Annotated in this window: 14 protein-coding genes; 8 read left to right on the top strand and 6 right to left on the bottom strand. The window is 52.7% G+C overall.

Annotated elements, in window-relative coordinates:
* Positions 1-2: 2 nt before the first annotated feature.
* The 5 genes from nac to MUG06_RS15875 form a co-directional block, all read right to left on the bottom strand.
* Positions 3-905: a nitrogen assimilation transcriptional regulator NAC gene (gene nac / locus MUG06_RS15895; RefSeq protein WP_215848632.1), complete on the bottom strand. Its 903-nt coding sequence runs from the start codon at positions 903-905 to the stop codon at positions 3-5.
* A 3-nt stretch (positions 906-908) separates the two neighbouring features.
* On the bottom strand, positions 909-1,679 hold the full coding sequence (locus tag MUG06_RS15890) for a 5-oxoprolinase subunit PxpA (RefSeq protein WP_243079197.1): 771 nt from the start codon (positions 1,677-1,679) through the stop codon (positions 909-911).
* A gap of 19 nt (positions 1,680-1,698) precedes the next feature.
* Positions 1,699-2,685 (bottom strand): biotin-dependent carboxyltransferase family protein, encoded by a 987-nt coding sequence (locus MUG06_RS15885; RefSeq protein WP_243079196.1) that lies wholly within the window; start codon positions 2,683-2,685, stop codon positions 1,699-1,701.
* Positions 2,682-3,311, bottom strand: coding sequence for a 5-oxoprolinase subunit PxpB (gene pxpB / locus MUG06_RS15880; RefSeq protein ID WP_215848716.1), 630 nt, complete (start codon positions 3,309-3,311; stop codon positions 2,682-2,684). The genes MUG06_RS15885 and pxpB overlap by 4 nt, the downstream gene beginning before the upstream one ends.
* Before the next feature lie 84 nt (positions 3,312-3,395).
* Entirely contained in the window at positions 3,396-4,235 is an 840-nt protein-coding gene (locus MUG06_RS15875; RefSeq protein WP_243079195.1) for a transporter substrate-binding domain-containing protein, read from the bottom strand.
* Between the two features lie 318 nt (positions 4,236-4,553).
* Between MUG06_RS15875 and MUG06_RS15870 the strand changes: the two genes are divergently transcribed.
* Positions 4,554-5,474, top strand: coding sequence for a DMT family transporter (locus tag MUG06_RS15870; RefSeq protein WP_243079194.1), 921 nt, complete (start codon positions 4,554-4,556; stop codon positions 5,472-5,474).
* A 177-nt stretch (positions 5,475-5,651) separates the two neighbouring features.
* Here MUG06_RS15870 and MUG06_RS15865 read toward each other — a convergent pair whose 3' ends face one another.
* Positions 5,652-6,554 carry a LysR substrate-binding domain-containing protein gene (locus MUG06_RS15865; RefSeq protein WP_243079193.1) on the bottom strand — a complete coding sequence of 301 codons (903 nt, stop codon included), beginning with the start codon at positions 6,552-6,554 and terminating at the stop codon, positions 5,652-5,654.
* Between the two features lie 100 nt (positions 6,555-6,654).
* Between MUG06_RS15865 and MUG06_RS15860 the strand changes: the two genes are divergently transcribed.
* From MUG06_RS15860 to MUG06_RS15830, 7 genes are all read left to right on the top strand, one after another.
* The gene (locus MUG06_RS15860; RefSeq protein WP_215848635.1) at positions 6,655-7,722 is read left to right on the top strand and encodes an SDR family oxidoreductase; all 1,068 of its coding nucleotides are present in this window, start codon (positions 6,655-6,657) and stop codon (positions 7,720-7,722) included.
* Positions 7,723-8,254: 532 nt separating this feature from the next.
* Complete coding sequence (locus MUG06_RS15855) at positions 8,255-9,721, top strand: NAD(P)/FAD-dependent oxidoreductase (RefSeq protein WP_243079192.1); 1,467 nt, start codon at positions 8,255-8,257, stop codon at positions 9,719-9,721.
* Positions 9,718-10,200 (top strand): hypothetical protein, encoded by a 483-nt coding sequence (locus tag MUG06_RS15850; protein WP_243079191.1) that lies wholly within the window; start codon positions 9,718-9,720, stop codon positions 10,198-10,200. The genes MUG06_RS15855 and MUG06_RS15850 overlap by 4 nt, the downstream gene beginning before the upstream one ends.
* Positions 10,197-10,763 (top strand): peroxidase-related enzyme, encoded by a 567-nt coding sequence (locus MUG06_RS15845; RefSeq protein ID WP_215848638.1) that lies wholly within the window; start codon positions 10,197-10,199, stop codon positions 10,761-10,763. Before MUG06_RS15850 ends, MUG06_RS15845 begins: the two co-directional genes overlap by 4 nt.
* A 169-nt stretch (positions 10,764-10,932) precedes the next feature.
* Complete coding sequence (locus tag MUG06_RS15840) at positions 10,933-11,670, top strand: amino acid ABC transporter ATP-binding protein (RefSeq protein WP_215848639.1); 738 nt, start codon at positions 10,933-10,935, stop codon at positions 11,668-11,670.
* 22 nt (positions 11,671-11,692) lie between these two features.
* Positions 11,693-12,511 (top strand): transporter substrate-binding domain-containing protein, encoded by an 819-nt coding sequence (locus MUG06_RS15835; protein WP_243079190.1) that lies wholly within the window; start codon positions 11,693-11,695, stop codon positions 12,509-12,511.
* Positions 12,512-12,596: 85 nt separating this feature from the next.
* Positions 12,597-13,289, top strand: coding sequence for an amino acid ABC transporter permease (locus tag MUG06_RS15830; protein WP_243079429.1), 693 nt, complete (start codon positions 12,597-12,599; stop codon positions 13,287-13,289).
* Positions 13,290-13,302: the final 13 nt, after the last annotated feature.

Raw genomic sequence — 13,302 nt, 5'->3', positions numbered from 1 at the left:
CATTAATTCAATCCTGCCGTTAACTCCAGCAGCAGCTCACGCACCGCTGCCGCCGGCTCAGAAAGTGCCGTGCGATCGGAGATGCACAGCGACAGCGTTTCGTTAATCGCCGGGCCAGCCAAAGAACGGATGACCACGTCACGTGATTCTGATTGAATTCGCTCTGCAATGGCTTTTGGCATGATGGTACAACCCAGACCGGCGTCGACGCCGCGGGCAATGCTTTTCACCGCTTCCAGTTCACCGACCACATTAATCGACATATTATTCAGGCTGAAAGCCTCGTCGATAGCGCGTCGGACAAAGTTATACGCAGGCGGAAGCAGCATCGGCAAAGTGCTGAGCTGTTTAACCTGAAGCGGGCCGCCATCATCATCAAAGTCAAAATTAGCGTGTGCCACAAAGAAAAACTCTTCCTGAACCAGCGGCTCGTAATTCAGCCCTTTGATACCGCCTCGACCATGCAGCAGCGCCATTTCCAACCGCCCATTGGCGACGAGTTCGCTATAAGCCTGACCCACGCTTTCCACCAAATGCAGCAAAATGCCAGGATGGCGCTGGCGCATCTCTGTCAGCAACGTCATTGCCAGCGTGGCGGCAATGCTGAAAGGAGCAAGCCCTACCGAAACGCGACCCGAAAGGGCTTGTCCAGCATCCAGCACATCCAGCTCGGCCTGAGCAAACTGGCGTAACATGACGTTAGCGTGGCCATAAAGGACGTTACCCGCCTCAGTCGGAACCACGCCTTGCTGGCTACGAATCAGCAGCTTGCGCTTGAAATGCTCCTCAAGCGCAACCAGTTGCTGGCTCAGTGCAGGTTGCGCGATGTGTAAGGCATCGGCGGCACGCGTTATGCTGCCCATATCGACAATGGTGATAAAAGACTTCAGCCGCCGAATATTCATAAATTACTCCGCTAAAACGGACGCCGCTGGGGCAACTTCTGCGCCATTGGCTTCAATTTCACTGCGTACCAGCGTGGCCAGTTCGACCGAACCCGGCGTGTCGCTGTGTACCAGAATTGAACGTGCGCGAAGCGGTAGCAGCGTGCCGTCAAAGGTGTTTACCGTGCCTTCTTGCAAAAATTGGCGCACACGAGCGCGCACGGCTGCATCATCTTTGATCACCGAGCCGGGAATGCTACGCGGCACCAATTGGCCGTGCTTATCGTAAGCGCGGTCGGCAAGAAACAGCGTCAGGCTTTTTAAGCCAGCGGCGAGAGCCGCGCGTTCGGTATGGGTATCGGGTTGTGAAAAAATGATCAATTCAGCATCGAGGCGTGCAATGGCTTGCATGACCTGCATCGCCAGCGATTCGTCGCGGTTAATGATATTGCCCATCGCTGCGTGGAAACTGACGTGCGAAACTCGCGTACCTTCAGCGCGGGCAATGGCGCTCAGCGCGCCCAGCTGATAGATCACCTGTTGGCAAATTTCATCGGGTGAAAAAGGCAGTTCTTTGCGGCCAAAACCCTGGCGATCTGGCAAACCGGGATGCGCACCAATACCCACCCCGCGCGCTTTTGCCAGCCGCACCATGCGCGTCATGATGGCCGGATCGCCCGCATGGAATCCACAGGCGATATTGGCGGAAGAGACCACCTTCATCAGAGCCTCATCATCGCACAGCTGATAGACGCCAAAACCTTCGCCCATATCGGAATTCACATCGATCTTCATGCTGTTCTCCTGTTAAAAATTAATGTCCCACGACGCGTTTGAGCGGAAGCAGCCAGACGCGTAGGCGCGCCAGCCAGTGATTGATCGCTTCATGGGCAACAATGGCATCCTGATGTGTGGCCTGAATGAGTTGGATAAACTGACCCGGCTGAACTTGCCCCAGCTGCCAGAGATCTTCTTCAATTACACAGGCAATTTTCGGATAACCGCCCGCCGTATTGGCATCACTGAGTTGGATAATCGGTTCGCCAGCGGGAGGAACCTGCACAATGCCAGGAATCAAACCGTAAGAGCGCATCTCAACAGTCGTTGACGGTAAAATCGGTTCGCCCGCCAGGCGATAGCCGGTGCGGTTACTTTGAAGTGAAACTTGCCATGGTTGCTGCCAAAAGCGTTCAGCGTCTGCGGAAAATAGCGCGTACTCACCGGAGGGAATGGCACGAATCAGGCGCTGGCCGCTGCGGTTCAACGGGAAAGCGTGGCGCAAAGCAGAAGAGGGGGGTTCGATGCCAATCCCGCTCTCCGGTAAGCCTGGTGTCTGGCTTTCACCCCATGTCAGTACATCGTCGCGTTCGAGCTGACGGCCAGCAAAACCGCCAAAGCCACCGCGCAGCGCGGTACTGCGTGATCCCATCACCACAGGAACATCAATGCCGCCCGCCACACAGAGATAGCCGCGTGCGCCATGGCGCGGGTAGCGCAATTCCAGTACCTGCCCGCTTCGAACGTTGCAGCCCCACCACGGCGGTAAGTCAACGCCGTCGAGTTGAGCACGGCAATCAGCGCCGGTTAGAGCAATGGCGGTGTCAGCCTGAAAACGTACCCGAAAAGGAAAAACTTGTATTTCAATCGCCGCGGCATTTTCTTGATTACCCAGCAAAAGATTACCGGCACGCAGCGCCAGCGTATCCATTGCGCCGCTTACCGATACCCCAAGGTGGCGATAATCACGTCTGCCCAGATCTTGCACTGTGTTCAGCGCGCCGGTTTTTTCAATGATTATCACAGTTCAATCCTCTCTGGCACAAACCTTATGCTGTCACCCGGTGCCATTAAGGCCGGAACGTCTGACAAGGGATCAAACACGTCGAGTTCTGCATAGCCAATTGCATTCCAGCCATTGGGTCCGGTCAGGACTGAAACACCCGCTTGTGGGCCGCCGATGGTTACAGTGCCTTTTAGCATGTTCAGGGAGGGCACTTTTTTACGCGGCGTCGCCAGGGAAGCATCCAGGCCATGCAGATAACCAAAGCCAGGTGCGCTACCCAAGGCAAAAACGGTGTAGCTGCCTTGGTAATGACGGCGTATAACCTCTTTCGCTGACAACCCCGTATGACGGCAAACCGCATCCAGATCGGTAGCGTGTTCGCCGCCATAGCAGACCGGGATCTCGATTAATTTTCCCTGCGGATGTATCGCCTGCGCCGCTTGCCAACTGACCCGCAAGCGCTGGTGGATGACGTCGGGATCGGCGGGCGTGGCGCGAAACAGCACCAGTAAGTTGGTTACGCCTGGGATCAGCGACTCGACATCTTCACTGCTCGCCAGGATACGCGCCAACGACCAGATACGACGCTGAGCGGGGAGGTCAAACGCACCTGGCGCTTCTATCAGCCAGGCGCGACTGCCCATGGTCGAGAGCCGGATGCTTTCTGACAGGGTTGCCGGACTATCCGTTGCGGAATACGCCACTTCTCTGGACAAGCGATCCATCGGTTATTCCAGGGCTTCGAATTTCAGGCTGGCAAGCGGTTGTACGCGCTCCTCACGCACCATTTTGTATTCAGTGTTTGGTCCAATCCAGGTGGCCCAAATCTTATCAATAGTACCGTCATCGTCCATGGCTTTCAGGCTGTCATTGACTTTAGCCAGCAGCGCCGGTTCATCACGCTTCATGCCGATACCAATTGGTTCCAGCGCCATCGGCTCTTTGATCATCGCCAGGTCGATACCCTCTTTTTTCGCCTGATTAATCATCTTGATGCCGGTCATGGTGTTGGTCACAAAGCCGACCGCTTTGTTCTGTTCCAGCGCCAGGAAAGCTGAAGCTGCATCCTGGAAAGTCAGCGGTTTGCCGCCTTTCAGCACAATGGATTGCTCAGAGGTGGTGCCTTTGGTGGCACTGATACGCTTGTTTTTGAAATCTGCCAGCATTTTGTCTGCGTTGGGTTTTTTCACCAGCAACATTTCTTTGGCAACGTAATACGGGTCGCTGAACTGAATCTGCTTACCGCGGGTCTTGGTATAAGCAAGGTTGGCAATCAAGACATCCGCGCGGCCGGTGGCAATGACGGCAATACGCGCTTCAATTGAGGTTGGCATCAGTTGCAATTTCACGCCCATCTGTTTAGCCAGCGCGTTACAGAGATCAACATCCATGCCGACGAGTTGACGTGTCTTAGGATCGGGAGCGGAGAACGGTGGCACATCGGAATAGACGGCACATTTAAGTTCGCCCTGAGATTGAATGTCTGACAACAGATCGGCTTTGGCCGGTAAGACCGATAAGGTTAACGGTAAGGCCATTGCCAAACAGACGTATTTTTTCAAAGTCATTGTGCATTTCCCATGGCTGATGTTGCGCAGCAGGCGATATAGCCTGACGGCGTAAAACGTCACTGTTATTAGTTCGGTTATGACGACATTTCTGGACTATATCGACTTTGTCTGGTGGAGGGTAAGAGGTAAACAGTGTCGGGAGATAGGCTAATTATATGACCATCAAAGCGCGCTTCACGCCGCCGTGATAAGCAAAAACTATCCGGGCAGAACAAAATTATCTTATCGGCTCTTAGCGGCTGCGCCCTATGGTAATCCCGATCCTGGTGTGGGAAATGGCTGCGCCTGAGAATGAACGTTATTGAAGGGGATAAAATGAATGCCAGATTTGGGGTTTTGCTGAAAATCTCTTCAGCCCTGTGTGCGACATTAATGCTGGCGTGCGTAAAAGCATTACAAGGTAATATCCCCACGGGTGAAGTGATATTTTTCCGATCGTTTGTGGCATTAATTCCCTTATTAATTTGGCTAAAGATTCAAGGTAATGTGCTTGAAAGTATAAAAACCAAAAATATCTTCGGTCATCTTATTCGCGGCTTCTCCGGTACCGGTGGCATGTATTTTAACTATATGGCACTGGTATATATTTCTCTGGCTGATGCCACAGCCATTAGCTACGCTGCGCCGCTATTTACGGTGATTATGGCGGCGTTGCTGTTGAAGGAAAATGTGCGCTTATCCCGCTGGTTGGCTGTTCTCGTCGGTTTCTCCGGCATCATTATTATGCTTTCGGCAAACCTGACCGCTAGCGGCTCTTTTTTTGCAGCGGAAGGCCAGGCAACCGGTGCTGGATTAGGCGCGCTGTTTGCTCTGATCGCTGCTCTCTGTTCTGCCACGTCTAACGTACAAATTCGCTTTCTTAACGGCATCGAAAAACCCGGTGCCATTGTGTTCTATTTTTCGTTAATGACCATGATGATTGGTCTGGCAAGCGCGCTGTTTGGCTGGAAAATGCCTACACCGCTTCATCTATTACTGCTGGTTGGCTGCGGCTTCTTTGGTGGCATGGCCCAAATTCTGGTAACGATGAGTTTGCGCTACACCGATGCTTCATTATTAGCGCCATTTGATTACACCACGCTGGTGTGGTCGATGGTGATTGGTTATCTGTTCCTGAATAGCCTGCCTGGGCCTTCAACGTTAATGGGCGCGTCTATTGTTGCCCTGGCGGGAATATTTACCGTCTGGTGTGACCAACGTCAGCGTAAAGCGCAACTATTACGCTCTCTGCAATAAACCGCCGCTAAAGTGATGAAGTGCCGAGGGAGGATTTTATCAATAGAAGACTTTTTGCCCTTGTCGGGAGCGTTAACTCATATCCCTTTATTGGGGATAGTGAAGGAATTACTCCCCACAGCGGGTAAGCGATTAACACGCTCCCTCACGCCTGACAACATGCGCAAAAGAGCGCTTTCAACGAATCACTAACGCCGCCAGCGTCCCTAACAGCGCATCCACTTTCGGTAAGAGCTGCTTACGTCGCGGCCAGACTAATGTCAGCATCAATCCATCCGGCTGAAGGTCGGGTAATATCACATCCAAATCACCGTTATCAAGCGCGCGGCGAATCAACCATGATGGCATTTGCGCCACGCCCAATCCGGCACAGACGGCCTGAACTTGCGCATCAACGTCTCCAAGCGCCATACGATGCGGTAGCGTTCGCCAGGTGGGATAGCCCTCCTCATTAATAAACAACCAGGGCTTGGGGGAGCCATCCACGCGCTCGTAAAGAATGGCGCGATGTTGCAGCAATTCGCTTTCGTTCTGCGGCCGACCTTGCTGAATGAGGTAATCCGGCGAAGCGCAAAACACCATACGTTCCCGGCCGATGCAGCGAAATCCCAACGATTCCGGTAGGTCCTGTACTTCACCAATGCGAATAGCCACATCAATGCCTTCATCAAACAGGTCAACAACGCGATCCGAAAAGCTAAGGCTTAATTCCAGTTCGGGGTATTTCTGGCAGAACGGGATCAGTAGCGGCATGACATTTAATCGGCCATAGGTATTGGGCATTGCCAACCGCAAGCGACCGGATGGAATAGTGCGCTGCGCGGCTAATACTGATTCAGCTTCCGCCAGTTCTTCCATAATACGGATACAGGTCTGGTAGTAAGCGGTTCCGGCATCAGTCAGGCGCAGGCTGCGTGTGGTGCGCTCCAACAGGCGCGACCCCAGTCGTGCCTCAAGTCGGCTGACGCTTTTACTGATGGCTGAACCTGTGACATGCAAACGCTGGGCTGCGGCAGTAAAGCTGCCGCGCTCTACGCTGGCAACGAACGGGATAATGTCTTTTAAACGCTGATCGTGCATAGATTGATGAACTCAAGTTGGGAATGCTGTGAAAAAATGACACAGATAAGCCTTAAATTCTCTATTAAGCTAGTAAATACGCAAAATGAGGAGAATTGAAATGCAGAAACACGCTTTGATTGTCGGTATCAGTGGGGTTAATGGTCGTGCATTGGCAGAAAAATTATTGCATGAAGGCTGGCAGGTCAGCGGCCTTTCGCGGGGACGCGGTGCCGTTCCAGAAGGTTGCGCCAGCCTGACCGCTGATTTAACTGACGAAACTGCCGTTCGCGAAGCATTGAAAGATGTGAAGCCGGATGCCCTGTTTTTCAGCGTTTGGGCACGTCAGGACACTGAAAAAGAGAATATCCGCGTCAATGGTGCGATGGTGCGTAACGTGATCGAAGCGTTAGGCGATCGCCTAAAAGGCGCGCATGTTGCACTGATCACCGGACTAAAACACTATCTCGGCCCGTTCGAAGCCTACGGTAAAGGCGCGGTGCCGGTCACGCCATTCCGTGAAGAGCAGGGACGTCAGCCGGTTGATAACTTCTATTACGCGCAGGAAGATGAAGTGTTTGCGGGTGCGGAAAAATATGATTACCGCTGGAGCGTGCATCGTCCGCACACCATTGTAGGTTACGCATTGGGCAATGCGATGAACATGGGTCAGACGCTGGCCGTCTACGCCACGCTGTGCCGTGAGAAAGGTTGGCCATTCATCTTCCCGGGTTCGCCAGAACAGTGGAACGGTGTAGTCGATGTGACGGATGCAGGTTTGCTGGCAGAGCAGCTGCTTTGGGCCGCGACATCGCCTGAAGCGGCTAACGAAGATTTTAACTCGGTGAACGGTGATGTGTTCCGCTGGAACTGGATGTGGCCGCGTCTGGCTGCTTATTTTGGTGTTGAAGCGGCGGATTATCCGGCGCAGATCATGCCGCTGGAGAACCGTATGCAGGAAGCAGAAGCGGCATGGACAGAGATCGCTACCCGTTATCAGCTGCGTGAAACCGATATCAACAAACTGGTTTCGTGGTGGCACACCGATGCAGATCTAGGCCGACCAATGGAAGCGTTCACTGATATGAGCAAAAGCCGGAAAGCGGGCTTTACCGGTTATCGTAGCTCGCTGGATTCATTCACCGAGCTGTTCGATAAGCTGAAAGAAGAGAAAGTGATTCCGCAGTAATGACGTTATTCGCGGGCTGTCTGTTGGCAGCGTGCCTGACAAGCTGTCATGACGTTAATAGTCCTATAAGCAGTTGATATATAGCGCAATGGGTGACGCATTATGCGTTACCCGTTTTGCTTTATTCTGCGCTGAATACCGTGCGTTTACTCCTGATTTCATCCCCACGCTTTACGGCTAACGCCGATTTCCTCTCTTAAAAGATATTACCTCAGCTAATTATTCCGTCATCTTTTCAGCTCAACCTGCTAACTGCAAATTATAAAAGCTCAAGCGAGTAAAATGGCGTTATATCAATTTCGCAATAAGATATAAGAAATTCATTGGTTGATAAGTGACCGACATTATTGACTCTTTTAATAGCGAAGAGGATTATCCAAAACCTTGCTGTTTACTATCCATTTATTGGATGTTGAGTGTTTGATAATGCAATTTATCAATAATAAAAAACCTCACTATCAGTAGGTTATTCGCTGTTTTACTTAACGCGATCTGGCTTAACCAATGTCAGTTTAGAAAGGGATCCCATTCAATGACGCATACAACATCAGCAGGGCAAAGTGGCCTTGCCACGCTTGAAGCCCAGCTCCAGCAAGACCTGACATTCCTTGAACTGCCCGCCAAAGCGTGGGTGCCCGAGCGGACTTACCAAGGCAATGCGGTGCGTGATGTTGTGGTTATTGGGGCTGGCATGTGCGGGTTGGCAGCCACAGCAAAGCTGGTGCTGAGCGGCATTAACAATGTGGTTGCCTATGATGCCGCACCTGCGGGTCGCGAAGGCCCGTGGATCACTTTTGCGCGCATGGAAACGCTACGCTCACCCAAAAGCCTGCATGGCCCCGCGCTGGGTTTACCTCAACTCACGTTTCGCGCCTGGTTTACCGCGCAGTGGGGAGCGGAAGCCTGGCAAGCACTGGACAAAATTCCCAAAGATCAGTGGATGGATTATCTGATTTGGTATCGCAACGTGCTGGATCTGCCGGTACAGAACAACGTGCGCATGACCGCGATTGCCTTCGTGGACGATCTGATTGCGATAGATATTGAAGGCGCAGAAACCGGGCGTGTTTATACCCGTCGATTGGTTCTGGCGACAGGCCGCTCGGGTTTAGGCGGCTTTGCTGTGCCTGAATTCCTTCAAGGCATTGACCATCAGTTCTGGGCGCACTCAGCCGATGAGATCGATTTCGCTGCCTTGAAAGGTAAGCGTCTCGCCGTCATTGGCGCTGGCGCTTCTTCTATGGACAATGCGGCCACTGCACTTGAAGCGGGGGCAGGTTCTGTTGATATGCTGATCCGCCGAAAAGCGATGCCGCGTATCAATAAAATGACCGGCATTGGTAGCCAGGGCGTGGTGCACGGAATGCATCAATTGCCTGATGAGTGGAAATGGAAATTTGTCGACTACACCGCGACAACGCAAACGCCGCCGCCTCGCGCCTCGACGCTGCGCGTATCTCGCCATGCCAATGCCCGTTTCTTGCTGGATTGCGGCATTGTTGCGGTTCACCAAGATGAGAAAGGTCTGTTGATCGAAACCACACAAGGGGCGATGCATTACGACTTTCTCATTGCAGCTACGGGTTTCTCAAATGATTTCAGCGGACGTGCGGAGTTCGCTGCCCTTGCGCCGCACATTCGTACCTGGGCTGATGGTCGCTACACGCCAGATATGGGCGAGCCCCGTAGCAATATGCTGGAAGCGCCCGATCTCGGCCCGGCATTTGAGTTCCAGCAACGCGTTGCAGATTCCTGCCCCTTGCTGGCGCACGTCTACTGCTTTAACGATGCGGCGATGCTCACACACGGCAAGGTTTCAGGTGATATTCCCGCTGTGAGTGCCGGAGCCGAGCGGTTAGTGCGCGGCATCACCGCCTCATTGTTTGCCGAAGATGTCGAAACCCATTTCTCCAACCTGGTCGCTTACGACATCCCTGAACTTCAGGGCGACGAATGGACTGATTCAACCCTTTTAATTAAACAGGAGAATGCGTTGTGATCGACGCTATTGATAAGGCCGCTGGGCTTTCACTGGAAGACGCGCTTTTCCGTGCACGCCGATTCCGCCCAGAATTTGTAGCGGGCGCAGAGCAATGTCGGCTTTCAGTGCTTGAACCCGCAAATGATCACGGACTCGCGCCCGATCTGCGTATTGCGTTAGCGCATCGCATTGCTGCTCTTAATGAAGATCAGGCGTTGATCGCTGAATATGGCGCGCAGCTTACCGCGCTGTCACCGACAGAAACATTGCAGGCGCTGGCCGCAGGCACGCAAGAATTACCTGAGCCGTTGGCAACCGTTGCGCGCCATGTTGATTTGGTGACGGTGACGCCAGATCAGGCAGCAGCAGATGATATTGCGCGTCTCGAGCAGGCGGGCCTGAATAATGCCCAGATTGTCGCGCTCTCTGAACTGATTGCATTTGTGAATTTCCAGACACGCGTTGCGGCTGGCTTACGCCTGATGAGGTCAGCATGATCCCCTTAGTTAGCCTGAAACCGTTGACCTGGCATCCCTATATCGCGCCGGTTGAACTTGCCGAGGCCACGCCCGAGCAACTTAATGCGATGAAGGTGACGCCTTCTAACAAGAAGGTCTCAGAATATGTGCGCACGCTGGCACATGACCCGGACAGCTATGTGGCCCGCACCGAGTTATTTAACGCGATCATGTATGTCGAAGGCGGCCTGGCGCGCGCTGACCGTGAGCTGGGTGCGTTAGGCGCTTCCATCGTCAATGGTTGCAAATATTGCGCGGTTGTTCACGCCCGCCGTCATGCACAACTGACCAAAAGCGATGAAGTGGTCAGCGCGCTCTATTTCAATAAACCCGAAACGCTTAACGCACGCGATGCGGCTATTTACCGTTTTGCCCGTCGCCTTTCGGTGACACCGTCACAGGCAACGCCAGAAGATATTCACGCGCTGCGAGCAGAAGGCCTGGACGACAACGAAATACTCGACCTGATTCATGCTATTTCGATTTTCGGTTGGGCTAATCGCCTGATGCATGTGCTCGGTCATGCAGAGATCGAAAAGTGATCTTTCTTCCCGTCACCGTTCGAATCGCGAAGGCGCTGGCTACGCATCTGACCCCCTTCCTAAGGGTGAACACGCTGGCCGCCTCTCTGCCATTCGCATTATTTAGGCCAGGTAGGGCAAATTCAGTCGCGTTAAACAGAGTTTCTCACGCAAAAGGGCGTCAATAACCATGCTTGAACTCAATGACATTACACTGTCGTACGGCAGCAACCAGATACTCAAAGGCGTCAATCTTTCGGTAAAACGCGGTGATGTGGTATCAATCATCGGCCCAAGCGGAACCGGGAAAACCACGCTGCTGCGCTGTATCAATTATCTGGCGAAGCCAACGTCCGGCACCATCGCCTTGGATCAAATCCGCATGGATTATCAATCCACCAACAAAGCGGCAATCAACGCTATTCGCCTGCGAACGGCGATGGTGTTTCAGCAATTCAACGTCTTCAAGAACATGACGGTGATTCAAAACGTGATGGATCCGCTGGTCGTGGTGCAACGCAAGTCTAAAGAAGAGGCGCGCGACATTGCGATGCAGGAGCTGGAGCGCGTTGGGTTGTCTGCCAAACAAGATCACTATCCTTCTCAGCTCTCTGGCGGGCAGTTGCAGCGCACCGGTATTGCGCGTGCGCTGGCGGTTCGCCCCGATGTGATCCTGTTTGATGAGCCGACTTCCTCATTGGATCCTGAACTGGTCAGTGAAGTGCTTAAAGTGATCAAAGAAGTGACGTCTTCAGGCATCACGTCATTGCTGGTCACGCATGAAATGCAGTTCGCAAAAAGTATCTCAAACCGCATTGTCTTTATGGATCAGGGCGTGGTCGCTGCAGAAGGCAGCCCAGCCGAGATTTTCGACAACCCTGCGACACCGCGACTGGCTCAGTTCCTCAGTTCAGAACGCGTACTCTAAAAACTAAAAAGGAAAGACAGACATGCCTGCAATCAAAACCACATTACGTCGCCTCGCTATGCCGGGCATCGTTGCCCTGGCAATGACCACCGCTGGGTTTAGCTACGCAGATAGCGTGCGTACCATTAAAATTGCCACGGCGGCAGAATCTAAGCCGCTGTCATGGGGCGCTATCGGCGTTGAGCCACAAGGCTATGAGCCGGATGTACTTAAAGCGGTCAACGCTAAACTGCCGCAGTACAAATTTGTAATGGAGGGGGCCGCCGATCTGGCACAAGAAACCGGCCTTGTTACCGGCAAATATGACATGGTCTCCGGCGGTTATTACAAAGCGCCTGCGCGCAGCAAACAGTTCCTGATCCCAGATAGCCCAATCGGTGCCAGTCTGATGAAGATCTACAGCCGTAAAGACAGCAACATCAACGGGATGAAAGATCTGGCAGGCAAGAAAATCGTGCCGGTAACTGCAGGTGGCGGCGTCTATAAATTTGTTACTCAGTGGCAGAAAGAGAACCCAAGCGATGAAGTTACTATTAAAGCCTCAAGCGCCGGTATTCCTTATCCAGATCGCCTGAAAGAAGTGCAAAGCGGCAAATATGATGCCCTGATTCTGCCCTCTAACCTGGGTGAGCAGACGGTGATTGATAATCAGAAACTGGCGATCAAAGCGAGCGAACCGGTATCAATCAATAACACCTACGTGATGATTCATAAATCAGATGAAAACAAAGCGCTGAACGATGACGTTAACAAGGCGCTTAAAGAGCTGAAAGATGATGGCACGCTGGATAAGCTTTCACAGAAATGGTTTGGCGAAGACGTTGTTCGGTACATGAAGTAATCGATCCGCTTAACATCACAGAGTCGATGATGACAGGTAAACGCTGAATTTTTAATCAGGAGTGTTTCAAGTGGATCTCTCTTCCATGATTCCCGAGCTACTTTCGGCTTTGCCGCTGACGCTCGCCATTATGTTTGTCGCCTTACTCGTCGGCTTTGTGCTGGCGCTGGTGGCGACAACATTCCGGGTACGCAGGATTGCGGTAATTAGCCAGCTGGCCGATCTCTATGTCTCCTATGCCCGAAGTGTTCCCGTGGTGCTGCAACTGTTTGTGGCGTTTTACGGTTTACCGCTGGTGACAGGATTGTTTGGGATGGACGATTTCCTCTCGGCGACAACAGCCTCAATGGTGGGATTGAGTCTTTACCACGGCGGCTATTTGTCTGAGGTGATGCGTCCAGCATTTTTGGCGGTTGAGCGCGGTCAGCATGATGCCGCCGACAGCCTCGGCTATACCTTTCGCCAAAAGCTTACCCGTGTTATCGGACCGCAGGCGGTACACATTGCTTTACCGGGTTACGGCAACGCCATTATTTACCTGATCCACAATGTGGCGTTGGTGATGTATATCGGCGCGGCGGATGTGATGGCAACGGCGCATTTGATTATGGAACGCGACTACAACCAATATCAGTTTGGTACTTATCTGGTGTTGGCTGGTATCTACTCATTGCTGTGCTTGATCGCCTGGATCATTGTGCGTTTCTTCGAGCTTCGCCATGCGAAATACACCTCGAAAACCGCGTCAGCGAAGATCACATTCACCGCAAACGTCTAAAGGGGAAGCCATA

The organism is Pantoea sp. MQR6 (genome assembly GCF_022761075.1).
GTDB classification, from domain to species: Bacteria; Pseudomonadota; Gammaproteobacteria; order Enterobacterales; family Enterobacteriaceae; genus Pantoea; species Pantoea phytostimulans.
Note: the sequence above shows the minus strand (reverse complement) of the source record. Positions and strands in the feature narration are given on the sequence as shown.

Excerpts from the sequence above, each read along its gene's own strand:
- MUG06_RS15855 (WP_243079192.1), top strand. The coding sequence starts at position 8,255 with ATGACGCATACAACATCAGCAGGGCAAAGTGGCCTTGCCACGCTTGAA.
- nac (WP_215848632.1), bottom strand. The coding sequence starts at position 905 with ATGAATATTCGGCGGCTGAAGTCTTTTATCACCATTGTCGATATGGGC.
- MUG06_RS15830 (WP_243079429.1), top strand. The coding sequence starts at position 12,597 with ATGATTCCCGAGCTACTTTCGGCTTTGCCGCTGACGCTCGCCATTATG.
- MUG06_RS15860 (WP_215848635.1), top strand. The coding sequence starts at position 6,655 with ATGCAGAAACACGCTTTGATTGTCGGTATCAGTGGGGTTAATGGTCGT.
- MUG06_RS15890 (WP_243079197.1), bottom strand. The coding sequence starts at position 1,679 with ATGAAGATCGATGTGAATTCCGATATGGGCGAAGGTTTTGGCGTCTAT.
- MUG06_RS15870 (WP_243079194.1), top strand. The coding sequence starts at position 4,554 with ATGAATGCCAGATTTGGGGTTTTGCTGAAAATCTCTTCAGCCCTGTGT.
- pxpB (WP_215848716.1), bottom strand. The coding sequence starts at position 3,311 with ATGGGCAGTCGCGCCTGGCTGATAGAAGCGCCAGGTGCGTTTGACCTC.
- MUG06_RS15865 (WP_243079193.1), bottom strand. The coding sequence starts at position 6,554 with ATGCACGATCAGCGTTTAAAAGACATTATCCCGTTCGTTGCCAGCGTA.
- MUG06_RS15875 (WP_243079195.1), bottom strand. The coding sequence starts at position 4,235 with ATGACTTTGAAAAAATACGTCTGTTTGGCAATGGCCTTACCGTTAACC.
- MUG06_RS15840 (WP_215848639.1), top strand. The coding sequence starts at position 10,933 with ATGCTTGAACTCAATGACATTACACTGTCGTACGGCAGCAACCAGATA.
- MUG06_RS15835 (WP_243079190.1), top strand. The coding sequence starts at position 11,693 with ATGCCTGCAATCAAAACCACATTACGTCGCCTCGCTATGCCGGGCATC.
- MUG06_RS15845 (WP_215848638.1), top strand. The coding sequence starts at position 10,197 with ATGATCCCCTTAGTTAGCCTGAAACCGTTGACCTGGCATCCCTATATC.